Raw genomic sequence first — 21,975 nt, forward strand, 5'->3', positions numbered from 1 at the left:
CGCTCTACCTGCCGATCTTCAATGTCTTCAACTTGATCGAGTGATCGCCGGCGGGCGTCCGAACGGGTGAACAAGAAGTCACCCGTTCTCGCGACTCAAGTCGGGGCGGGTCCCGGACGATGCAATGGGTGCACGACTTCCTCGGCCCTGACGGGCCGGCGGATCTGGACATTTCACATCGAACTCGGGAGCACAGCGTGATCGCTCGTTACCGCAAGGCCATGGAGAACAAGGAGCAGGGCTTCACGCTCGTCGAGCTCCTCGTGGTCATTATCATCATCGGCATCCTCGCCGCCATCGCGGTGCCGGTGTACCTGAACCAGCAGGCGAAGGCCAAGGACTCGGCCGCGAAGTCGGACCTGGGCAACGCGAAGATCGCCGTCGCGTCGGCGCTCGTCGACGCCCCGAACGCCACCACGATCACGTTCGGCACGGATGACACGGTCTCGTCCGACGGCAAGTCCGCCACGACCAAGTTCGCCTGGTCCGAGGGCGTGGACGGTGCCGACTCGGTCACGATCGCCAACGGCAAGTTCACGATCGAGGCCACCTCGGCCACGGAGAAGGTCTTCATCGTCGACGAGACCGGCGGCATCAAGGAGAAGACCACCACGACCACTCCGTGACCTTCGGGCCACACCGCACCACCCGACGGGGCGGGGCACGCGAGCACGCGGCCCCGCCCCATCGGCGCGACACCACCCGGCAGCGGCCGGGCGGGCCGGACCCCAGCACCCGCGAGGAGGGCAGCACGTGGCGCAGCAGCACAGCGAGGCCGGCGGCGAGCGCCGGCGCGACGCCGACGCGGGCGTCGGCATCATCGAGATCCTCGTCGCGATGGCGATCTTCGGGATCGTGATGGCGGCCGCGCTGCCCCTGCTGTTCGCCTCCACCGTGCAGGCCGCCCGGGCGGCCCAGCTGGCGACCGCGAGCCAGATCGCGAACCAGCAGCTCGAGCGCGCCCGGTCCGCCGCCACCTCCTGCACGCAGCTGAAGGCGCACCTCGCCAGCTCGGCGGCGACCGCGGAGGGCGCCGTGCACGACTCGCGCGGCATCGACTTCGAGGTGACCGAGACGGCCGCGTCCTCGATCACCTGCCCGGACGTGGACGGCCTCGTCCCGTACACCGTGACGGTCCGGGCGAACACGAACGCGAGCGCGCGCCCGGTGACCGCGACGGTCACCTCCCGGATCTGGGTCGGGAAGGACTGAGCGCCGTGCACCGACTCCGCCGCGCCGTCGACCCCCGCGCCCTCCGCGCCGCGCGCGCCACGCCGGACGCGGGCATGTCCCTCGCCGAGCTGCTGGCGTACATGGTCCTGTCCGGGATCGTGCTCGCGATCGTGGGCACGCTGATCGTCCGGACCCTCGTCACGCAGCGCGACGTGCGCGCGCAGGCGACCGCCTCGAGCGCGTCGCAGGTCGTGCTGACCGACATGCAGGGCGCGCTGCGGAACGCGGTCACGGTGCGCACGCCGTCCGGCTTCGGCGGCCGCCTGCTGCTGGTGAAGACCCGCGTCGGCGACGACGACGCGGACCCCGCCTCGTTCGTGTGCCGCGGCTGGTACGTGGACACCGCCTCGGGCGAGCTGCGCACGACGCGGGGTGCGCCGGGCGCCGGCGCCCCGACGACGGGTCTCACCGCGTCCTCCGACCTCAGCGCGTGGGCGGTGGCCCTCGACGGCGTGCACGCCTCGACCAGCGGGGGAGCGGCCCTGCCCGTGTTCACGGCGGAGGGCACGACCGGCGCGCACATCCGGTTCGAGGTCACCGACGGCCAGGACGGGTCGAGCCTCACCATCACGTCGGCCGCCATCCCGCGGCCGCAGGGCACGAGCACAGGCGGGACCACATGCTTCTGATCCGACGTCTCCGTTCCGCCCCCCGCGACGGGGGCAGCGCCCTGGTGACCGTGATCGCCATCGCGGCGGTCGTCGCCATCGTCAGCGTGACCATGGTGGCGACGGTGTCGTTCGCGACCGGCACCAGCGCACGGGCCCGCGCGCAGGTGCAGGCGCAGGCGTCGGCCGAGGACGCCGTCGACCGGACGCTGTCGCAGATGTCGCTCTACACCAAGGGCGCGGAGACGACGTTCCCGTGCTCGCTGCCGTACAGCGAGGTCACGCCGGCGGGCTCGTCGACCACCGAGGTCACGCTGCGGTACCGGACCGAGGGCGGCACGGCGTTCAACTGCCCGATCCCCACCTCGATGCCGGTGGTGGAGGCGGAGGTCACCGCGACCTCGGACGTGTCCATCAACACCGCCGACGGCGAGCGCACGGCCACCCGGACCGTCAAGCAGCGCCTGGCGGTCACCGACGTCCCCTCGGGCGGCTCGCTGTTCGGCTACGGCATCTTCTCCGGCTCGTCGTTCACCGCGACGAACACGTTCAACATCCAGGGCGGCGGCCTGCACGCCAACGGCGACTACGGCTGCAACAGCTCCGGCGCGATCATCGGACCGGTGAGCGCGACCGGCAACGTGTCGATCACGAACGGCTGCATCGCGAACAGCGTCGCCGCCGGCGGGACGTACAGCTGCACGTCGTCCGGGGCTGTCACCGGCGACGTCACGGCGGCGGGCTCGGGCACGTCCAGCCTCACGAACGGGTGCACGATCGGCGGCACGTTCCGCACCAAGGGCCCGATCTCGCTCACCACGGCCACCCCGCGGGTGGGCGGCAACATGATCTCCGCGGCCGGCGGCATCTCGGCGAGCAACACCGGGCCGATCGTCACGGGCTACGGGCGGGCCGGGGGCGCGATCACGGGCGCGGCCACGATGAGCACGGTCTTCCAGGGCGGCTACACGGCCAACAGCCCGAGCGCCGCACCGGACGCCCCGCCCGCCGAGGTCATGCCCGCGATCACGTGGGAGGACGTGCAGAAGGCCGGGTGGCCGGTCAAGAACGTCAGCACCTGGATCAACGAGAGCGCGGCGGCGAACAACGCGCCGTCCTGGGCCTCGGGCCGCACCGCCGGCACCTGCTCCGCGGACGCCGCGAACTACGGGATCAACGGCCCGATGACGTCCCCCACCGTGCCGACGGTCATCGACGCGCGGACCTGCGACGTGAACTTCCAGAACATCGTGCTGAACCTCAAGGACGACCTGACGATCGTCGTGAAGAGCTTCTCCGTGAACAACTCGTTCCGCGTCTCCTCGACGAAGAACGGCGCGAAGCTCCGGATCATCGTCCCGGTCCCCGCGGGCGCCACGACCTGCTCGAGCACGCTGCCCTCGTCCGCCAAGGGCACGCTCGACCTCAAGAACACGGTCACGTTCGACGCCAACGTCGACGTGCTCCTGTACACCAACGGCAAGACGAGCTTCACGAACACCGTCAACCTGCACGGGTCGGTGTACACCTGCCAGCTCCAGGCGTCGGTGGCGACCACCATCGTGCACTCGGACATGACGCCGCCCGGCATGGAGGGCCCGTCCAGCGCGCTCTACGCGTTCGAGCAGACCGCGCGGTACAACCTCGACCCGGGGGACTCGTGACCGCGGGGCGGGTGCGGCCGTGATCCTGCTCGCCGCGCCGGCCGGCCTGCTCGGCCTGGTCCTGGGGTCGTTCCTCAACGTGGTCGTCTGGCGCGTGCCCCGGGGCGAGTCCGTCGTGCACCCGCCCAGCGCGTGCCCGCGGTGCGGCCACGCCGTGCGGGCCCGGGACAACGTGCCGGTGCTGTCCTGGCTGCTGCTCCGGGCGCGGTGCCGGGACTGCGGCGAGCCGATCTCCGCGCGGTACCCGGCGGTCGAGGCGGTGACCGCGGTGGCCTTCGTGGGCGTGCTCGTCTGGCAGGGCCTCGGCTGGTCGCTGCCGGCGTTCTGGTACCTGGCGGCCGTGAGCATCGCGCTCGCGCTCATCGACCTCGACGTGCGCCGGCTGCCGGACGCGATCGTGCTGCCGTCGTACCCGGTCGCGCTCGCGCTGCTCGCGCTCGCGTCGTGGGGCCCGGGGTCGGACGCCGGGGGCGCGGCGTTCCTCCGCGCGGTGCTGGGGTGCCTCGCCGTCGGCGGGGCGTACCTGGTGATCTTCCTGATCCACCCGGCCGGCATGGGCCTCGGCGACGTCAAGCTCGCCGGCGTGCTGGGCCTGTACCTGGGGTGGGTCGGCTGGTCCGCGGTCCTGGTCGGCTGGTTCGCCGGCTTCCTGCTCGGCGGCGTGTTCGCGGTCGTGCTGCTGGCGCGCCGGCGGGCGGGGCGCAAGACCGCCATCCCGTTCGGCCCGTTCCTCATCGCGGGCGCGTGGGTCGGGCTCGTCGCCGGCCCGGCGGTCGGGCAGTGGTACCTCGGCCTCCTGGGCCTGTGAACGGGGCGTGCGGGTGACCTCGCGCGCCAGTCAGGTGGGACGTCTCAAGACCGCGCAGGTCGCGGCCGATGAGTCCCACGAGTCATCCCCCCGTCGGAAGGACCTGAGGTGGGTTCTGCACGCGTGATCGGCCTGGACATCGGCAGTACTGCCGTCCGCGCCGCCGAGCTCGAGTTCGGGAGCGGAGGGCCCGGCGGGAAGAACCCGCCGACGCTCCTGCGCTACGGCCAGGTCGCCCTGCCGGTCGGCACGGTGCGCGACGGCGAGGTGACGGACCAGACGGTCGTGGCCGACGCGCTCAAGCGGCTCTGGCACCAGTCCAAGTTCAGCAGCAAGGACGTCGTCATCGGCGTCGGCAACCAGCGGGTCGTCGTGCGCGAGATGGAGCTGCCCTGGATGCCGCTCCCGCAGCTGCGGGCGTCGCTGCCGTACCAGGTGCAGGAGATCCTGCCGGTCTCGGTCGACGACACCCTGCTGGACTTCCTGCCGACGGACGAGGTCGAGGGCCCGCAGGGCCGGATGGTCCGCGGGCAGCTCATCGCCGCGCCGCGGGACACCGTGACCGCCAACCTGCTCGCGGTGGAGGCGGCCGGCCTGCGGCCGACCATGGTGGACCTCAACGGGTTCGCCCTCGTCCGCGCGCTGGCGCGCGGCGATCTCGCCGGGCGGATCGCGGCCTACGTCGAGATCGGCGCGCGGATCACCACGGTCGTGGTCGCGCAGGGCACGACGCCGCGTCTGGTGCGCGTGCTGCCGATGGGCGGCCAGAACATCACGGACGCCGTCGCCTCGGCGATGGGCGCCGCCCAGCCCGAGGCCGAGCAGACCAAGCGGGCGACCGGCCTGGGCTACCCCGGTGCCGACCCCGCGGTGCAGGGCGCGGTCGGCGACGTCACGCGCGCGCTGGTCGAGGCCATCCGCAACACGTTCGTCTACTACGCGGGGACGCACCCGGGCCAGGGCATCGAGGTCGTCGTCCTCTCGGGCGGCGGCGCGCACCTGGACGGGCTGGGGCAGTACCTGTCGAGCGCGAGCCGGCTGCCCGCGGTCCTCGGCGACGCGCTGTCGGGCGTCCGCGTCGGCAAGTCGGTCGCAGCGGGCTCGCTCGACGGCATGGGATCGCTGGTCGCGCTGTCGACCGGCCTGGCCTACGGGGTGGCGGCATGACGGCGGTGGCGGAGCGGCAGCAGCAGCGCGGCGGCAAGCAGGCCGCCGAGGCCACCCTGATCGGCCGGGGCCTGCCCCAGGTCAACCTGCTGCCGGACAGCGTGCGCGCGGTCCAGCGCCTGCGCGAGGTGCGGGGCTGGTTCGGCCTGGCGGTGCTCGGGGCGTTCGTGCTGGTGGCGGCCGCCTGGTTCGTCGGGACGCTGGTCGTGGGCAACGCGCAGGACGACCTGACGGCCGAGCAGGCGCGCACGGACTCGCTCCTCACGGAGAAGAAGACGTACGCCGAGGTCACCCCGGTGCTGGACGACATCACGCGCATGGGCAAGGCGACGGTGCTCGCCTCGTCGGGCGAGATCCTCTGGGCCGACTACCTCGGTGCGGTCTCGGCGGTGCTGCCGCCCGACATGTCGATCCAGACGCTGGTCACCGCCGCGGACCCCGCCACCACCGGCGTGCCCGACCCGCTCGTGACGCCCGGCGTCGTGCAGCTCACCTTCACCGGCACGTCGGCCACGCCCGTCGACATCGCGGCCCTGCTCGACGCGTTCGACGGCGTCCGCGGCTTCGACGACCCGCGCGTGTCCGTGATCAAGCGGAACGACGCCTCGGCCTACGACGTCACCGGCACCGTGCAGGTGACCATGTCCGCGTTCTCGCTCCGACTCATGGGGGAGCTGCCCTGATGAACTCCTTCAAGAACTGGGTGATCGGCACCTCGCTGCTGTGCGCGGTGGTGCTCGGGCTCGGTGCCTTCCTGCTGGTGAAGCCCCAGCTCGACCAGGCGGGCGAGCTCGACGCGCAGACCGCCGCGCTCGTGACGTCGAACGACGACCTGGCCGACCAGGTCGCGGACCTCAAGGAGCAGTTCTCGCACATCGACGAGTACCGCGCCGCGCTGGCGAGCGCGCAGACGCGCGTGCCGCAGCGCGCCGACATCAGCGCGATGCTCCGGGAGATCGACTCGATCGCGACCGCCTCGGGCGTCACGCTCGTGTCCTCCTCCCCGGGCGCGGCCCAGGAGTGGATCGCGCCGGAGCCGGAGACGGCGACCGACGACGCGGCTGCCGACGGGTCGACGGACGGCGACGCCGCGGCGTCCGACGAGGCGTCCGCCGAGGAGCAGGCCGCCGCGGACGAGGTGGCCGCGGCCGCGGAGGCCAGCGGCGACCCGCTCGCGGACGCGCTCGCGATCGCGTTCGCCCAGGACGTCATGGACCTCGACGGCTTCTACGCGCTGCCGATCTCGGTCGACGTGGTGGGCCCGTACGAGAACGTGCGGACGTTCATCGACACCCTCCAGCGCGGTACCCAGCGCTACTTCTTCGCGGGCGACCTCACGCTCACCCGCCTGGAGCCGGCGGACGCCGTCGACGGGCGTCCGGCCGTCGCCGAGGGCGACGTCGAGGTCGCGGTCGCGGTCTCGGCCTTCGTGCTCACCTCGGCGAGCGGCGCCGACGCGGCCGTGCCCGAGGACCCGAGCGTTCCGCTCCCGTCCGGGGACCGGAACCCGTTCACGGGCACCGTCCCCTCCAGCTGACCGCACCACCCCGCACCACCGCCGCGCCCCGGCCCACGACGTGGACCGGGGCGCGGCCGTGCCCGCCCGACGTGGGAAGATCCCGTCCATGCTCCGTTGGTTGACGTCCGGTGAGTCGCACGGCCCCGCCCTGGTGGGCGTCCTCGAGGGCCTGCCCGCGGGTGTGCAGGTCGAGTCGGCCCACATCCGCGACGCCCTGGCGCGGCGCCGGCTCGGCTACGGCCGCGGCGCGCGCATGAAGTTCGAGCAGGACGAGGTGCGCATCCTCGGCGGCGTGCGGCTGGGCGAGTCCCAGGGCGGCCCGGTCGCGATCGAGATCGGCAACACCGAGTGGCCCAAGTGGGTGGACGTGATGTCGTCCGACCCGGTCGACGACCCGGAGAAGCTGAACCGCGCGCGCAACGCCCCGCTGACCCGGCCGCGCCCCGGCCACGCGGACCTGGTCGGCATGCGGAAGTACGCGTTCGACGACGCCCGCCCGGTGCTGGAGCGCGCGTCGGCGCGGGAGACCGCGGCGCGGGTCGCGCTCGGCACGGTCGCGGCGCGGTTCCTCGAGCAGGCCGCCGGCATCCGGCTGGTGTCGCACGTCGTGGGCATCGGCCCGGTCGCCACGCCCGACGACGCGGCGCTGCCGACGCCGGACGACGTGGCGGCGCTGGACGCCGACCCGGTGCGCTGCTTCGACGCGCCGACCTCGGCGGCGATGGTCGCGGAGATCGACGAGTGCCACAAGGACGGCGACACCCTCGGCGGCGTCGTCGAGGTGCTGGTCTACGGCCTGCCGTCCGGGCTCGGCTCGTACGTGCACGCGGACCGGCGGCTGGACGCGCGGCTCGCGGGCGCGCTCATGGGCATCCAGGCGATCAAGGGCGTCGAGGTCGGCGACGGCTTCCGCACCGCGACCCGCCGCGGCTCGCAGGTGCACGACGAGATGGAGCGGGACGCCGACGGCGTGATCCGCCGGCGCAGCAACCGCGCGGGCGGGCTCGAGGGCGGCATGACGAACGGCGAGGTCCTGCGCGTGCGCGCGGCGATGAAGCCGATCTCGACGGTGCCGCGCGCGCTCGACACGGTCGACACGTCCAGCGCCGAGCCGGCGAAGGCGCAGCACCAGCGCTCCGACGTGTGCGCGGTGCCGCCGGCGGCGGTCGTGGCCGAGGCGATGGTGGCGCTCGTCGTCGCCGACGCGCTGCTGGAGAAGACGGGCGGCGACTCGGTGGGCGAGGTGCGCCGGAACCTCGACGCGTACGTCACGTCCGTCCCCGACCTGCTGCGATGAGCGCCCGCCCGCGGGTCGTCCTCGTCGGCCCGCCCGGGTCGGGCAAGTCGACGGTCGCGCACGCGCTGGCCGGCCGCTGGCAGCTCGCGGAGCGGGACACCGACGCGGACGTCGAGGCCGTGGCCGGCAAGCCGGTGACGGACATCTTCGTGGAGGACGGCGAGCCGCGGTTCCGCGAGCTCGAGCACGAGGCGGTCAGGGTCGCGCTCGCCGAGCACGACGGCGTCCTCGCGCTCGGCGGCGGGGCGGTGCTGCACCCGGCGACCCAGGAGGCGCTGGCCGCCTACCGCGCCGGCGGCGGGGTGGTCGTGTTCCTCGACGTCAGCCTGCGGCACGCGGCGCCGCGCGTCGGGTTCAACCAGTCGCGCCCGCTGCTGCTCGGGAACCCCCGGGCCCGGTGGCAGGCGCTGATGACGGAGCGGCGGCCGGTGTACGAGGCGGTGGCCACGGTGGTCGTCTCGACGGACGGCATCACGCCGGCCGTGGTGGCGGAGCGGATCGAGGCGGCGCTGGCCGACCTGCGGGCGGGGGAGCCCGCGGCCGGCGGCGGTGCGACGGGCGAGGACGGGAGCGGGGCATGAGCACGCGCACGGTGCAGGTCACGGGCGACCAGCCGTACGAGGTCGTCATCGGCCACAACCTGCTGGGCGAGCTGCCCCGGCTGCTGGGCGACGGCGTCCGCAAGGTGCTGGTCATCCACCCCACGGCGCTGGCGGCGACCGCGGACGCGGTGCGCGAGGACCTGACGGCGCAGGGCTACGAGGCGCTGCTGGCCGAGGTGCCGGACGCCGAGCCCGCCAAGTCGGCGCAGGTGGCGTCGTTCTGCTGGCAGGTGCTCGGGCAGGCGGACTTCACGCGGAGCGACGCGATCATCGGCCTGGGCGGCGGCGCGACCACCGACCTGGCCGGGTTCGTGGCCTCCACGTGGCTGCGCGGGGTCCGCGTGGTCCACGTGCCGACCACGCTGCTCGCGATGGTCGACGCGGCGGTCGGCGGCAAGACGGGCATCAACACGGTCGAGGGCAAGAACCTCGTGGGCACGTTCTACCCGCCGGCCGGGGTGCTCTGCGACCTGGCGGCGCTGGCGAGCATGCCGAGGCACGACTACGTCGCGGGGCTGGGCGAGGTCGTGAAGTGCGGGTTCATCGCGGACCCGCGGATCCTCGAGCTGGTCGAGGCGCACGGGCCGGAGATCACCGACCCGGAGCGCGCCGCGTCGTCCGAGGTGCTGGCGGAGCTGGTGGAGCGGTCGGTCGCCGTGAAGGCGCGCGTCGTGGGGGAGGACCTCAAGGAGGCCGGCCTGCGCGAGATCCTCAACTACGGCCACACGCTCGGCCACGCCGTCGAGCACGTCGAGCGGTACTCCTGGCGGCACGGCGCCGCGGTGTCGGTCGGCATGGTGTACGCCGCCGAGCTCGCGCGGCTCGCGGGCCGGCTGGACGAGGCGGTCGTCGCCCGGCACCGGTCGATCCTCACGGGGCTCGGCCTGCCGACGGCGTACCGCGGGGACCGGTGGGACCAGCTGCACGCGGCGATGCGCCGGGACAAGAAGACCCGCGGCGACCTGCTGCGGTTCGTGGTGCTCGACGACGTGGCGCGGCCGTCCCGGCTCGAGGGGCCCGACCCGTCGCTGCTGGTGGCGGCGTACGCGGAGATCTCCGAGGGCGTCGCCCCGGTCCGGGGGATCGCGCTGGGGTGAGGCCTGCGCCTTGTGGCGGCCTCCCACAAACTTCAGGGTTTGTCAGGCGCTGCCACAAACATCAGCTCTTGTAGGTCGGGTCGACAACGCCCTAGCCTGATGTCATGTGGGTGATGACGGTCGACCAGGAGGCCAGCCGCAGGCGCGGTGACCAGGTCGAGGCCCTGCTCGACTCGCTCCGTGCGGACGGGCCGCTCGCGGGCGCGCCCGGGCGGCCCAGCGGGCTCGAGCGACCCTTCGAGCGCACGGCCGGGGACGAGGTGCAGGCGGTCTTCGCCGATGCCGGGCTCGCGGTCGACGTCGCCCTCCACGTCCTCGACCTCGGGGGCTGGACGGTCGGGATCGGCGCGGGGGCGGTCGACCGCCCGCTGCCGGCGCACGCCCGGGCCGGGTCGGGGTCGGCGTTCATCCTGGCGCGGGGTGCGGTCGAGGCCGCCAAGGCGCGACGCCCGCGCACGCTGCCGCCGCTCGCGGTCCGGGGCGAGCACCCCGACGTCGCGCGCGAGGCGGAGGCGGTGCTCGTCCTGCTGGGGAGCATCGCCGCGCGCCGGACTCCCGAGGGGCGCGCCGTCGTCGACCTGGTCCGACGGGCCGCCGAGCCGCTGCGCCAGCAGGACCTCGCGGACGCGCTCGGCATCACCCAGCAGGCCGTGAGCATGCGGCTGCGGACGGCGCTCTGGGCCGAGGAGTCCGCGGCCCGGCCCGCCGCGGCGCGCCTGCTCCGGCTCGCCGGGACCGGCGGCGACGATGGGTCCGCCGACGTCGACCGGGAGGGGCGCGCGTGACCACGCTGTGGGGGACCGTGCTGGTGGTGGCCGCCCTGGCGGTCAGCGTCGGGCTCGGCTGGGTCGCCGCGGCCGGCGTGCTGCGAGTGGCCGACCGGGGCGGGCGGCGCCCGCGCGGCGGACCCGCGCCCGCGGCGCCGGCGACGCCCGGCGAGCCCGCCAACGACCGCCCCCGCGACTACCGCAAGGGCCGGGTCAACCCCGGCGCGGACGGGGACGCGAACGCCCGCGCCCTGGGCGACGGCCCGGACAGCGACCGCGCCCGCGCCAAGCTCCGGGGCGGCACGTGGATCGGCGTGCTGGAGCGGCTCGCGATCACCGGGACGCTGCTGGCGGGCGAGCCGGGCGGCGTCGCGGTCGTCGTCGCGGTCAAGGGCCTGGGCCGGTACCCGGAGCTGCGCGCCGGCGACGACCCGGCGGTGTCGGAGCGGTTCGTGATCGGCACGCTGGCCTCGCTCGTGTGGGCGGCGGGGGTCGGCGTGCTCGGGCGCTGGCTGCTGACCCGGTGACCCGCCGCGTCTGGTGAGGCGCCGCGCGCGGTGAGGCGTCGCGCGCCGCCAGGCGCCGCGCCGTGTGCCGCGCCCGAGTCAGCGCGCCCGTGCGCCCGCGTTCACCCGATCCAGCGGTCCAGTCACGGGCCGTGCCTCCCGATGGGGACGCATGCGCGGTGACCACGAGGGGCCCGGGGAGGACCGCGACGTCGCCGCGCGGGACCACCTCGCCGTCGGGCTGTTCGTCATGGCGGTCGTGACGGGCCTGGGCGGCATCTGGCCCGCCGACCCGTTCTCGCCCGCGGCGTGGTGGCTCGTGGTGTCGGCGGTCGACGTGGTGCTGTGCGGGCTGCTGCTCGCGCTGCCGGTGCACCAGCGCAGCACGCAGGCCGTGGTGATCGCGGGCATCGTGGTCTCGGCGGTGCTCGTCACCACCTGCCACACCGCGCAGGGCGTCGTGGTGTTCGCCCTCGGGTTCGTCGTGGCGGGGCAGTTCGCGGCGTACGCGCTGGAGCGGCGGCGCGCGGCGGTGGTCGCCGGGGTGGTGGTCGCCGCGATCGCCCTGTCGGCGACGTTCGCGCCCGCGTCGGTGCACCCGGTCATCGTCGTGGCGGCGAGCACGATGGCGCTGCTGTCCTGCTGGCTGATGGCGCAGCAGTCCGAGCGGCTGCGGCGGCAGGCCCGCACCGACCACCTGACCGGGGTGCTGAACCGCGGCGCGTTCTACGAGCGGCTGGCGGGCGTGGTCCCGCGCGCCCTGCGCACCGGGGCGGCGCTGAGCGTCGTGGCGTTCGACGTCGACGACTTCAAGGTCGTGAACGCCCGGCACGGCCACCTCGGCGCGGACGACCTCCTGGCCGCGCTCACCGCGGCGTGGCGCGCCGCCCTGCCCCCGCGGGCGTTCCTCGGCCGGGTCGGCGGCGACGAGTTCCTCGCCGTGCTGCCCGGCGCGGACGAGGCCGACGCCCGCCGCTGGGCGGCGACGGCGGCGGACGGGAGCGCGCTGTCGTCCAGCGCGGGGGTGGCGGTGCTGCGCCCGGAGGACACGGTGCGCAGCCTGCTCGACCGCGCCGACGCCGACCTGTTCGCCGCGAAGGACGCGCGCCGGACGCTCGCCGGCAACGTCTGACCCGCGGCGCGACGGTGCCCGGCGGTCGCCGGGGGCCCCGCGCGCTAGGATGGTCGGCGGCCCAGCCCCGCCCGCGACCCCGCGGGACCGCGTGGCGGCCCCGGCAGACGCACCCAGGACAGGAAGCAGCGACACGTGGCGACGACGAACGACCTGAAGAACGGCACCGTGCTGAGGATCGACGGCCAGCTCTGGACGGTCATCGAGTTCCAGCACGTGAAGCCCGGCAAGGGCGGCGCGTTCGTCCGCACCAAGCTCAAGAACGTCCTGTCCGGCAAGGTCGTGGACCGCACGTTCAACGCGGGCACCAAGGTCGAGACGGCCAACGTCGACAAGCGCGACATGCAGTACCTGTATAAGGACGGCGAGGACTTCGTGTTCATGGACACGGACACCTACGACCAGATCACCGTCGCGGCCGCGACGGTCGGCGACGCCGCCAACTTCATGCTCGAGAGCACCAACGCGATGGTCGCGACGAACGACGGCGTGCCGCTGTACGTCGAGCTCCCGCCGTCGGTGACGCTCATGGTGACGTACACCGAGCCGGGCCTGCAGGGCGACCGCTCCTCGGCCGGCACCAAGCCGGCGACGCTGGAGACCGGCTACCAGATCCAGGTCCCGCTGTTCCTGGAGTCGGACACCAAGGTCAAGGTCGACACCCGCGACGGCAGCTACCTGGGCCGCGTGAACGACTGAGGTGGGAGCTCGCACCAAGGCCCGCAAGCGGGCCCTCGACGTCCTCTTCGAGGCGGAGCAGCGCCGGCTCGACCCGCTGACCGTGCTCGCGGACCGCATCGCGCAGCCCGGCACCGAGGCGGCCCTGCCGCAGTACTCGGTGGAGCTGGTGGAGGGCGTGCAGGCGCAGCGCGCCCGGATCGACGAGGTCATCGCGACGCACTCGCACGGCTGGACGATCGAGCGGATGCCCGCGGTCGACCGCGAGCTGCTGCGGATCGGCACGTGGGAGATCCTGTTCAACGACGACGTGCCCGACGCGGTCGCCGTGGACGAGGCCGTCGAGCTGGCCCGCAGCCTGTCGACCGACGAGTCCCCGGGCTTCGTCAACGGCCTGCTGGGCCGCCTGGTCGACCTGAAGCCGACCCTGCTGGCCTGACGCCGCACGCACGACGGCCCCCGCCGCCCCTTTCTCGGGCGACGGGGGCCGCGCTGCGTCCCGGGGCAGGAAGCGCCGAGATGGCAACTCTCGGCTGTGCGCGGGCCGCCCGACACAGCCGAGAGTTGCCATCTCGGCGGACGTGACGCGGCGGCGAGCTGACGAGGGGCCGTCCTGACGGGCGACCGTGGCGCGGGTCACGCCGCCCGCGCGTGGACGCGGCGGGCCGCACCCGCGCCCGCTGTGTAGGGTGCCGGGGAACGAGCATTCCTTTAACACCGTCCCGTGAGGCGGGGAAGGAGCGGCCCGGATGACCTCCGGTACCCCCGTGCCCGACGACATCGCTGCGGCCACCGCAGCCACGGTCGTGCTGGGCGAGCAGGACGTGGCCCGCGCGCTGACGCGCATCGCCCACGAGATCCTCGAGCGCAACAAGGGGGGCGACGACCTCGTCGTCCTCGGCATCCCGACCCGCGGCGTCCCGCTGGCCCACCGCCTCGCGGCGCGGCTCGCGGCCGTGGAGCCCGGCCTGGTGGCCGAGGCGCTGGTCGGCAGCCTGGACGTCACGATGTACCGCGACGACCTGGCGCAGCACCCCACCCGCAGCATCGGAGCCACGACGGTCCCGGGCGGCGGCATCGACGGCAAGGTCGTCGTGCTGGTGGACGACGTGCTGTACTCCGGCCGCACGATCCGCGCGGCGCTGGACGCCCTGAACGACCTGGGCCGCCCGCGCGCGGTGCAGCTGGCCGCCCTGGTGGACCGCGGGCACCGCGAGCTGCCGATCCGGGCGGACTTCGTCGGCAAGAACCTCCCGACGTCGACGGCGGAGCGGGTGCGCGTGCTGCTCGCCGAGACCGACGGTCGCACCGAGGTCGTCATCGAGAGCGGCGCGGACGGGGGCCCCCGATGAGGCACCTCCTGTCCACGGCCGACCTCGACCGCGCCGCCGCGATCCGCGTCCTCGACACGGCCGCCCAGATGGCCGCGACCCAGGGCCGGCAGATCAAGAAGCTGCCGACGCTGCGCGGCCGCACCGTGGTCAACCTGTTCTTCGAGGACAGCACCCGGACGCGCATCTCGTTCGAGACGGCCGCCAAGCGGCTGAGCGCGGACGTCATCAACTTCTCGGCCAAGGGGTCGAGCGTGTCCAAGGGCGAGTCGCTCAAGGACACCGCGCTGACCCTGCAGGCGATGGGCGCGGACGCGATCGTCATCCGGCACCAGGCGTCCGGCGCGCCGCACACGCTCGCGCACGCCGGCTGGACCGAGGCCGCGGTGGTCAACGCCGGCGACGGGATGCACCAGCACCCGACGCAGGCGCTGCTCGACGCGTTCACGATCCGCCGGCACCTCACCGGCGGACCGGGCAACCCCGACGGCGTCGGCAACGACCTCGCCGGGCTGCACGTCGCGGTCGTCGGGGACGTGCTGCACAGCCGGGTCGCGCGGTCGAACGTCGACCTGCTGCACACCCTCGGCGCGAAGGTCACGCTCGTCGCCCCGCCCACCCTGCTGCCCGTCGGCGTGGGCCCCTGGCCGGCCGCGGTGTCCTACCGGCTGGACGACGTCCTCGCCCAGGGCCCCGACGCGGTGATGATGCTGCGCGTGCAGCGCGAGCGGATGTCGACGGCGGGCGGCGGGTTCTTCCCGAGCCCGCTGGAGTACACGCGGCTGTACGGCCTGGACGCGCGCCGCCTGGCGACGCTGCCGGACCACAGCATCGTGCTGCACCCCGGCCCGATGAACCGCGGGCTGGAGATCTCCGCGGACGCGGCGGACTCGCCGCGGGCCGTGATCGTCGAGCAGGTCGCGAACGGCGTGGCCGTGCGCATGGCGGTGCTCTACCTCCTCCTGTCGGGCGACGGCGACACAGGCGCCGCCCCCGCCACGGGAGCCGTCCCCGCCGTGACCAGCACCCCCGCGCCCGCCACGACCACCGCCGGAGCCACCGCATGACCGCGCAGTACCTGCTCAAGGACGTCCGCCCCCTCGGCGGCGAGCCCACCGACGTCCTCGTCGCCGGCGGCCTGGTCGCCGCGATCGGCCCGGAGGCCGGCGACGCGGCCGAGAACGCGCCCGACGACCTCGAGGTCATCGACGCGACCGGCATGGTGCTGCTGCCCGGCCTGGTCGACCTGCACACCCACCTGCGCGAGCCCGGCCGCGAGGACGCCGAGACGATCGCGTCCGGCACCCGCGCCGCGGCGGCCGGTGGGTTCACCGCGGTGCACGCGATGGCCAACACCACGCCGACGCAGGACACGGCCGGCGTCGTCGAGCAGGTCTGGCGCCTCGGCGCCCAGGCCGGCTGGACCGACGTGCACCCGGTCGGCGCGGTCAGCGTGGGGCTGGCGGGGGAGCACCTCGCCGAGCTCGGCGCGATGGCCGACTCCGCCGCCCGCGTCCGGGTGTTCAGCGACGACGGGAAGTGCGTGCACGACCCGGTGCTGATGCGCCGCGCGCTGGAGTACGTGAAGGCGTTCGACGGCGTGGTCGCCCAGCACGCGCAGGAGCCCCGGCTCACCGAGGGTGCCCAGATGCACGAGGGCGTCGTGTCCGCCGAGATCGGCCTGGCCGGCTGGCCCGCCGTCGCGGAGGAGGCGATCATCGCCCGCGACGTGCTGCTCGCCGAGCACGTCGGGTCGCGGCTGCACGTGTGCCACCTCTCGACGGCCGGCTCGGTGGAGATCGTCCGCTGGGCGAAGTCGCGCGGCATCGACGTCACCGCCGAGGTCACCCCGCACCACCTGGTCCTCACGGACGAGGAGGCCCGCGGCTACGACCCGGTGTTCAAGGTGAACCCGCCGCTGCGCACGCAGGCCGACGTCGACGCGGTCCGCGAGGGCCTGGCGGACGGCACGATCGACATCGTCGCCACCGACCACGCCCCGCACACCCGCGAGGACAAGGACTGCGAGTGGGCGGCGGCCGCGTTCGGCATGACCGGCCTGGAGACCGCGCTGTCGGTCGTGCAGCAGACCATGGTCGACACCGGCCGGATGACCTGGGCCGACGTGGCGCGGGTGCTGTCGACGAACCCCGCGCGGATCGGCCGGGTCGAGGGCCACGGCCGCCCGATCGCGGTGGGCGAGCCGGCCAACCTCGTGCTGGTCGACCCGGAGCAGCGCCGGGTGGTCGAGCCCGAGCGCCAGGCCACCGCCTCGGCGAACTCGCCGCTGCGCGGCCGGGAGCTGCCGGGCCGGGTGGTCGCGACGTTCCTGCGCGGCCGCGCCACGGTGCTCGACGGCGTGCCGCAGGACGACCCCGCCGACCCGCGGTTCGCCGCCGGGCGGGTGACGCCCTGATGCCGCCCTGGCTGTCCGTGACGATCCTGGTCGTGCTCGGCGCCGCCCTGCTGCTCGGCATGGCGAAGGGCTGGCGCCGGCTGCGGCGCGGCCCGGACGCCGTCCCCGCGCCGCCGGCCGTGCCCGCCGACGACGCCCTCGGCGCAGCCCGGACCGAGCCGCTCGACGCCACCTACGTCTCGACCACCCGCGCCGGCGACTGGCTCGACCGCGTCGGCTCGCACGGCCTCGGCGTCCGCTCGGCCGCCACGGTCGCCGTGCACGAGGCCGGCGTGGTGGTGCGACGACGAGGGGCGCCGGACGTGTTCGTCCCGCGCGCGGCGCTGCGCGCGGTGGGCACCTCCGGCGGCATGGCCGGCAAGGTCGTCGGCGGCGAGGGACTGGTCGTGCTGACCTGGGTCCCGAGCCCGGACGACGACCCCCGCGGCCTCGACACCGGCCTGCGCCTGCGGCACCGCCAGGAGGCGGACGCGCTGCTCGCGGCCACCCAGACACTCATCGGATCGACACCCGCCGCGAGCGGGTCGGAGGAGAGCTCATGACGGACGCACTGCTGGTCCTGGAGGACGGGCGGACGTTCGCCGGCGAGGCCTACGGGGCCACCGGCACCACCTGGGGCGAGATCGTCTTCAACACCGGCATGACCGGGTACCAGGAGACGCTGACCGACCCCAGCTACCACCGCCAGATCGTCGTGATGACCGCGCCGCACATCGGCAACACCGGCGTCAACGACGAGGACCCCGAGTCGGGCCGGATCTGGGTGTCCGGCTACGTGGTCCGGGACCCCGCGCGTCGCGCGTCGAACTGGCGCAGCGACCGCAGCCTGGACGAGGAGCTGGCCGCCCAGGGCGTCGTCGGCATCTCCGGGATCGACACCCGCGCCCTGACCCGGCACCTGCGCGAGCGCGGCGTGATGCGCGCGGCGATCGTGTCCGGCGACGCGCTGCTCGACGCCGCCGGCCGGCGCCGCGCGGCCGAGGACCTGGTCGCCGAGGTGCAGGACCGCCCGCAGATGGCCGGCGCCGACCTGGCCGGCGAGGTGTCCACCGACGCCGCGTACGTCGTCAAGGCGCTCGGCCCCGACGGCGCGGAGCTCGCGGAGCCCGTCGCCCGCGTCGCCGCCGTCGACCTCGGCATCAAGTCGATGACCCCGAACCGGATGGCCGAGCGCGGCATCGAGGTGCACGTGCTGCCGGCGCAGTCGTCCATCGACGACGTGCTCGCCACCGCCCCGGACGGCGTGTTCTTCTCCAACGGCCCCGGTGACCCGTCCGCGGCGACCCACGAGGTCGAGCTGCTCCGCGAGGTGCTGGACCGGAAGATCCCGTTCTTCGGCATCTGCTACGGCAACCAGCTGCTCGGCCGCGCGCTCGGCTACGGCACCTACAAGCTCGGCTACGGGCACCGCGGCGTGAACCAGCCGGTGCTCGACCGCGCCACGGGCCGCGTCGAGATCACCGCGCACAACCACGGCTTCGCGGTCGACGCCCCGCTCGACGAGGTGTCCGTCGCCCCGCACGACGGCGGGCGGTACGGCCGCGTGACCGTCTCGCACGTCGACCTCAACGACGACGTCGTCGAGGGCCTGGCCGCCCTCGACCTGCCGGCCTTCTCGGTGCAGTACCACCCCGAGGCCGCCGCCGGCCCGCACGACGCCGCCTACCTGTTCGACCGGTTCCTGGACCTGATGCGCGACGCGGACCCGGGGTTCGCCACAGGCACTGCCGCGGGCCAGGCCACCGACGTCACCGACTCCCCGAAGGGCGCCTGATGCCTCGCCGCACCGATATCCACTCCGTCCTCGTCATCGGCTCCGGCCCGATCGTCATCGGCCAGGCCGCGGAGTTCGACTACTCCGGCACCCAGGCGTGCCGCGTGCTGAAGGAGGAGGGCCTGCGCGTCGTCCTCGTCAACTCCAACCCGGCGACGATCATGACCGACCCGGAGTTCGCCGACGCCACCTACGTCGAGCCGATCACCACCGAGGTGCTGACCTCGATCATCGCCAAGGAGCGCCCGGACGCGATCCTGCCGACGCTGGGCGGCCAGACCGCGCTCAACGCGGCGATCGCGCTGGACGAGGCGGGCGTGCTCGAGGAGTACGGCGTCGAGCTGATCGGCGCCAACATCCCCGCCATCCAGAAGGGCGAGGACCGCGAGCAGTTCAAGCAGGTCGTCGAGGTCTGCGGCGGCGAGTCCGCCCGGTCCGCGATCGTGCACACGATCGACGACGCCCTGGGCGCCGTCGAGGACCTGGGCTACCCGGTCGTCGTCCGGCCGTCGTTCACCATGGGCGGCCTGGGCTCCGGCATCGCCTACGACGAGGCGGACCTGCGCCGGATCGTCGGCCAGGGCCTGCACTACTCGCCGACCACCGAGGTGCTCCTGGAGGAGTCGATCCTCGGCTGGAAGGAGTACGAGCTCGAGCTCATGCGCGACAAGGCGGACAACGTCGTGGTCGTCTGCTCGATCGAGAACGTCGACCCGGTCGGCGTGCACACCGGCGACTCGGTCACCGTGGCCCCGGCGCTCACGCTGACCGACCGCGAGTACCAGCGGCTGCGGGACATCGGCATCGCCGTGATCCGCGAGGTCGGCGTCGACACCGGCGGCTGCAACATCCAGTTCGCGGTCAACCCGGACACCGGCCGGATCATCGTCATCGAGATGAACCCGCGCGTGTCGCGGTCCTCGGCGCTGGCGTCGAAGGCCACCGGCTTCCCGATCGCGAAGATCGCGGCGCGTCTGGCCGTCGGCTACACCCTGGACGAGATCCCGAACGACATCACCGGCTCCACCCCGGCGTCCTTCGAGCCCACGCTCGACTACGTCGTGGTGAAGGTGCCGCGGTTCGCGTTCGAGAAGTTCCCGGCCGCCGACCCGACGCTGACCACCACGATGAAGTCCGTCGGCGAGGCCATGGCGCTCGGCCGGAACTTCACCGAGGCGCTCGGCAAGGCGATGCGGTCGATCGACCGGAAGGGCACGACGTTCCACTGGGACGGCGAGGCGCCGACCGGCGAGGCGCTGGACGCGCTGGTCGCGACCATCTCCCGGCCGACCGAGCACCGCCTGGTCGACGTGCAGCAGGTGCTCCGCGCCGGCGTCTCCGTCGACGAGGTGTACGCCCGGACCGGCATCGACCCGTGGTTCCTCGACCAGCTGCAGCTGATCAACGAGGTCGCCACCGAGACGGCCGCCGCCCCCGAGCTGACCGCCGCCGTGCTGCGGAAGGCCAAGCGGCACGGGCTGTCCGACGTCCAGATCGCGTCGCTGCGCGGCGTGAGCGAGGACGTGGCGCGCGAGGTGCGGCAGGCGCTCGGCGTCCGCCCGGTCTACAAGACCGTCGACACCTGCGCCGCCGAGTTCGCGGCCCGCACGCCGTACCACTACTCGTCCTACGACGAGGAGACCGAGGTCGCCCGGCGCGAGCGCCCCGCGGTGCTCATCCTCGGCTCCGGCCCGAACCGCATCGGCCAGGGCATCGAGTTCGACTACTCCTGCGTGCACGCCACGCTGGCGCTCAAGGGCGAGTACGAGACCGTCATGGTCAACTGCAACCCCGAGACCGTGTCGACCGACTACGACACGGCGGACCGGCTGTACTTCGAGCCGCTGACCTTCGAGGACGTCCTCGAGGTCTACGAGGCCGAGAAGGCCGCCGGCCCGGTCGCCGGGATCATCGTGCAGCTCGGCGGCCAGACGCCGCTGTCGCTCGCGCAGCGCCTGGAGGACGCCGGCCTGCCGATCCTCGGCACCCCGCCGGCCGCGATCGACGCCGCCGAGGACCGCGGCGCGTTCGGCGCCGTGCTCGCCGCCGCGGGCCTGCCCGCGCCGGCGTTCGGCACCGCCACCACGCTGCCGGTCGCGCGGGAGACCGCCGCCCGGATCGGCTACCCCGTGCTGGTGCGCCCGTCGTACGTGCTCGGCGGCCGCGGCATGGAGATCGTCTACTCGGACGAGCAGCTCACCGAGTACGTCGAGCGCGCGCTGGCCGCGGCCACCGCACGCGGCGGCGCGCTGCCCCCGCTGCTGATCGACCGGTTCCTGGACGACGCCATCGAGATCGACGTCGACGCCCTGTACGACGGCACCGAGCTGTTCCTCGGCGGCGTCATGGAGCACATCGAGGAGGCGGGCATCCACTCGGGCGACTCGGCGTGCGTGCTGCCGCCGGTGTCGCTGTCGGAGTCGGAGCTGCAGCGGATCAAGGTGTCGACCGAGGCCATCGCGGCCGGCGTCGGCGTGCGCGGCCTGCTCAACATCCAGTTCGCGCTGGTGTCCGACGTGCTCTACGTCCTCGAGGCGAACCCGCGCGCGTCCCGCACGGTGCCGTTCGTGTCCAAGGCGACGGGCGTCCCGCTGGCCAAGGCGGCGGCGCTGGTGATGACCGGGAAGTCGATCGCCGACCTGCGTGCCTCGGGCGTGCTGCCGGCCGACGACGCCGGCGTGATCGACCTGGACGCGCCGATCGCGGTCAAGGAGGCCGTGCTGCCGTTCAAGCGGTTCCGCACCGGCGACGGCACCGTGGTCGACACCGTGCTCGGCCCGGAGATGCGGTCGACCGGCGAGGTCATGGGCTTCGACACCGACTTCCCGACGGCGTTCGCCAAGTCGCAGTCCGCGGCGTTCGGCGGCCTGCCCACGTCCGGCCGGGCGTTCATCTCGGTCGCCGACCGGGACAAGCGGTCGATCGTGTTCCCGGTCAAGCGGCTCCAGGAGCTCGGCTTCGAGATCCTGGCCACCGACGGGACCGCGGCGGTGCTGAAGCGGAACGGCATCGCCTCGACCGTCGTGCGGAAGTTCTCGTCCGGCCGCGGGCCGGCGGGGGAGCCGACGATCGTCGACCTCATCTCGGCCGGCGAGGTCGACATCGTGGTCAACACGCCCTCCGGGCAGGGCGCGCGCGCCGACGGCTACGAGATCCGCGCGGCCACGACCGCGGCGGACAAGGCGATCGTCACGACCGTGCAGCAGCTCGGCGCCGCGGTGCAGGGCATCGAGGCGGCGCTGGCCGGGCCGTTCGGCGTGGCGAGCCTGCAGGAGCACGACGCGGCGACGGCCGGGCGCCGGGCCGCGGTGGCCGCGGGCGCGTCCGTCGCGGGTGGTGCCGGGGTCGTCGCGTGAGGCCGTTCGGCGCCCGCCTC

General features: G+C 74.1%; 22 protein-coding genes. All 22 read left to right on the forward strand.

Features of this window, described 5'->3' with window-relative positions; translation table 11 throughout:
- The first annotated feature begins 128 nt into the window (after positions 1-128).
- Complete coding sequence (locus VER05_RS10430; RefSeq protein ID WP_324845287.1) at positions 129-626, forward strand: prepilin-type N-terminal cleavage/methylation domain-containing protein; 498 nt, start codon at positions 129-131, stop codon at positions 624-626.
- 127 nt (positions 627-753) lie between these two features.
- Positions 754-1,212 (forward strand): type II secretion system protein, encoded by a 459-nt coding sequence (locus VER05_RS10435; RefSeq protein ID WP_324845288.1) that lies wholly within the window; start codon positions 754-756, stop codon positions 1,210-1,212.
- Positions 1,213-1,217: 5 nt separating this feature from the next.
- On the forward strand, positions 1,218-1,862 hold the full coding sequence (locus VER05_RS10440; RefSeq protein ID WP_324845289.1) for a hypothetical protein: 645 nt from the start codon (positions 1,218-1,220) through the stop codon (positions 1,860-1,862).
- A 44-nt stretch (positions 1,863-1,906) separates the two neighbouring features.
- Positions 1,907-3,505, forward strand: a complete 1,599-nt coding sequence (locus VER05_RS10445) for a hypothetical protein (RefSeq protein WP_324845290.1) — start codon at positions 1,907-1,909, stop codon at positions 3,503-3,505.
- Between the two features lie 19 nt (positions 3,506-3,524).
- Positions 3,525-4,313 (forward strand): prepilin peptidase, encoded by a 789-nt coding sequence (locus tag VER05_RS10450; protein ID WP_324845291.1) that lies wholly within the window; start codon positions 3,525-3,527, stop codon positions 4,311-4,313.
- 108 nt (positions 4,314-4,421) lie between these two features.
- Positions 4,422-5,480, forward strand: coding sequence for a type IV pilus assembly protein PilM (gene pilM / locus VER05_RS10455; protein ID WP_324845292.1), 1,059 nt, complete (start codon positions 4,422-4,424; stop codon positions 5,478-5,480).
- The gene (locus VER05_RS10460; protein ID WP_324845293.1) at positions 5,477-6,163 is read left to right on the forward strand and encodes a hypothetical protein; all 687 of its coding nucleotides are present in this window, start codon (positions 5,477-5,479) and stop codon (positions 6,161-6,163) included. Before pilM ends, VER05_RS10460 begins: the two co-directional genes overlap by 4 nt.
- Positions 6,163-7,017, forward strand: coding sequence for a hypothetical protein (locus VER05_RS10465; protein WP_324845294.1), 855 nt, complete (start codon positions 6,163-6,165; stop codon positions 7,015-7,017). Before VER05_RS10460 ends, VER05_RS10465 begins: the two co-directional genes overlap by 1 nt.
- A gap of 88 nt (positions 7,018-7,105) precedes the next feature.
- The gene (aroC, locus tag VER05_RS10470) at positions 7,106-8,296 is read left to right on the forward strand and encodes a chorismate synthase (protein WP_324845295.1); all 1,191 of its coding nucleotides are present in this window, start codon (positions 7,106-7,108) and stop codon (positions 8,294-8,296) included.
- Positions 8,293-8,877 (forward strand): shikimate kinase, encoded by a 585-nt coding sequence (locus VER05_RS10475; RefSeq protein WP_324845296.1) that lies wholly within the window; start codon positions 8,293-8,295, stop codon positions 8,875-8,877. Before aroC ends, VER05_RS10475 begins: the two co-directional genes overlap by 4 nt.
- On the forward strand, positions 8,874-9,995 hold the full coding sequence (gene aroB, locus VER05_RS10480) for a 3-dehydroquinate synthase (protein WP_324845297.1): 1,122 nt from the start codon (positions 8,874-8,876) through the stop codon (positions 9,993-9,995). The genes VER05_RS10475 and aroB overlap by 4 nt, the downstream gene beginning before the upstream one ends.
- A 104-nt stretch (positions 9,996-10,099) precedes the next feature.
- Positions 10,100-10,780, forward strand: coding sequence for a hypothetical protein (locus tag VER05_RS10485; RefSeq protein ID WP_324845298.1), 681 nt, complete (start codon positions 10,100-10,102; stop codon positions 10,778-10,780).
- Entirely contained in the window at positions 10,777-11,289 is a 513-nt protein-coding gene (locus tag VER05_RS10490; RefSeq protein ID WP_324845299.1) for a hypothetical protein, read from the forward strand. The genes VER05_RS10485 and VER05_RS10490 overlap by 4 nt, the downstream gene beginning before the upstream one ends.
- Before the next feature lie 151 nt (positions 11,290-11,440).
- Entirely contained in the window at positions 11,441-12,400 is a 960-nt protein-coding gene (locus tag VER05_RS10495; RefSeq protein WP_324845300.1) for a GGDEF domain-containing protein, read from the forward strand.
- Between the two features lie 135 nt (positions 12,401-12,535).
- Complete coding sequence (efp, locus tag VER05_RS10500) at positions 12,536-13,099, forward strand: elongation factor P (protein ID WP_324845301.1); 564 nt, start codon at positions 12,536-12,538, stop codon at positions 13,097-13,099.
- Position 13,100: 1 nt separating this feature from the next.
- The gene (nusB, locus tag VER05_RS10505; RefSeq protein WP_147793616.1) at positions 13,101-13,517 is read left to right on the forward strand and encodes a transcription antitermination factor NusB; all 417 of its coding nucleotides are present in this window, start codon (positions 13,101-13,103) and stop codon (positions 13,515-13,517) included.
- Positions 13,518-13,827: 310 nt separating this feature from the next.
- Positions 13,828-14,430, forward strand: a complete 603-nt coding sequence (gene pyrR, locus VER05_RS10510) for a bifunctional pyr operon transcriptional regulator/uracil phosphoribosyltransferase PyrR (protein WP_324845302.1) — start codon at positions 13,828-13,830, stop codon at positions 14,428-14,430.
- The gene (locus VER05_RS10515) at positions 14,427-15,476 is read left to right on the forward strand and encodes an aspartate carbamoyltransferase catalytic subunit (RefSeq protein ID WP_324845303.1); all 1,050 of its coding nucleotides are present in this window, start codon (positions 14,427-14,429) and stop codon (positions 15,474-15,476) included. The genes pyrR and VER05_RS10515 overlap by 4 nt, the downstream gene beginning before the upstream one ends.
- Positions 15,473-16,825, forward strand: a complete 1,353-nt coding sequence (locus VER05_RS10520; RefSeq protein WP_324845304.1) for a dihydroorotase — start codon at positions 15,473-15,475, stop codon at positions 16,823-16,825. The genes VER05_RS10515 and VER05_RS10520 overlap by 4 nt, the downstream gene beginning before the upstream one ends.
- Positions 16,825-17,367 carry a hypothetical protein gene (locus VER05_RS10525; protein WP_324845305.1) on the forward strand — a complete coding sequence of 181 codons (543 nt, stop codon included), beginning with the start codon at positions 16,825-16,827 and terminating at the stop codon, positions 17,365-17,367. The genes VER05_RS10520 and VER05_RS10525 overlap by 1 nt, the downstream gene beginning before the upstream one ends.
- Positions 17,364-18,599: a glutamine-hydrolyzing carbamoyl-phosphate synthase small subunit gene (gene carA, locus VER05_RS10530; RefSeq protein WP_324845306.1), complete on the forward strand. Its 1,236-nt coding sequence runs from the start codon at positions 17,364-17,366 to the stop codon at positions 18,597-18,599. The genes VER05_RS10525 and carA overlap by 4 nt, the downstream gene beginning before the upstream one ends.
- Complete coding sequence (gene carB / locus VER05_RS10535) at positions 18,599-21,955, forward strand: carbamoyl-phosphate synthase large subunit (protein ID WP_324845307.1); 3,357 nt, start codon at positions 18,599-18,601, stop codon at positions 21,953-21,955. The genes carA and carB overlap by 1 nt, the downstream gene beginning before the upstream one ends.
- Positions 21,956-21,975: the final 20 nt, after the last annotated feature.

Origin of the sequence: Cellulomonas sp. (assembly GCF_035634735.1) — a bacterium.
GTDB lineage: Bacteria > Actinomycetota > Actinomycetes > Actinomycetales > Cellulomonadaceae > Cellulomonas.

What these genes read in the sequence shown, in the direction of transcription:
- VER05_RS10460 (WP_324845293.1), top strand. Translation starts at nt 5,477, where the DNA reads ATGACGGCGGTGGCGGAGCGGCAGCAGCAGCGCGGCGGCAAGCAGGCC.
- VER05_RS10465 (WP_324845294.1), top strand. Translation starts at nt 6,163, where the DNA reads ATGAACTCCTTCAAGAACTGGGTGATCGGCACCTCGCTGCTGTGCGCG.
- aroC (WP_324845295.1), top strand. Translation starts at nt 7,106, where the DNA reads ATGCTCCGTTGGTTGACGTCCGGTGAGTCGCACGGCCCCGCCCTGGTG.
- VER05_RS10475 (WP_324845296.1), top strand. Translation starts at nt 8,293, where the DNA reads ATGAGCGCCCGCCCGCGGGTCGTCCTCGTCGGCCCGCCCGGGTCGGGC.
- aroB (WP_324845297.1), top strand. Translation starts at nt 8,874, where the DNA reads ATGAGCACGCGCACGGTGCAGGTCACGGGCGACCAGCCGTACGAGGTC.
- VER05_RS10485 (WP_324845298.1), top strand. Translation starts at nt 10,100, where the DNA reads ATGTGGGTGATGACGGTCGACCAGGAGGCCAGCCGCAGGCGCGGTGAC.
- VER05_RS10495 (WP_324845300.1), top strand. Translation starts at nt 11,441, where the DNA reads ATGCGCGGTGACCACGAGGGGCCCGGGGAGGACCGCGACGTCGCCGCG.
- pyrR (WP_324845302.1), top strand. Translation starts at nt 13,828, where the DNA reads ATGACCTCCGGTACCCCCGTGCCCGACGACATCGCTGCGGCCACCGCA.
- VER05_RS10515 (WP_324845303.1), top strand. Translation starts at nt 14,427, where the DNA reads ATGAGGCACCTCCTGTCCACGGCCGACCTCGACCGCGCCGCCGCGATC.
- VER05_RS10520 (WP_324845304.1), top strand. Translation starts at nt 15,473, where the DNA reads ATGACCGCGCAGTACCTGCTCAAGGACGTCCGCCCCCTCGGCGGCGAG.
- VER05_RS10525 (WP_324845305.1), top strand. Translation starts at nt 16,825, where the DNA reads ATGCCGCCCTGGCTGTCCGTGACGATCCTGGTCGTGCTCGGCGCCGCC.
- carA (WP_324845306.1), top strand. Translation starts at nt 17,364, where the DNA reads ATGACGGACGCACTGCTGGTCCTGGAGGACGGGCGGACGTTCGCCGGC.
- carB (WP_324845307.1), top strand. Translation starts at nt 18,599, where the DNA reads ATGCCTCGCCGCACCGATATCCACTCCGTCCTCGTCATCGGCTCCGGC.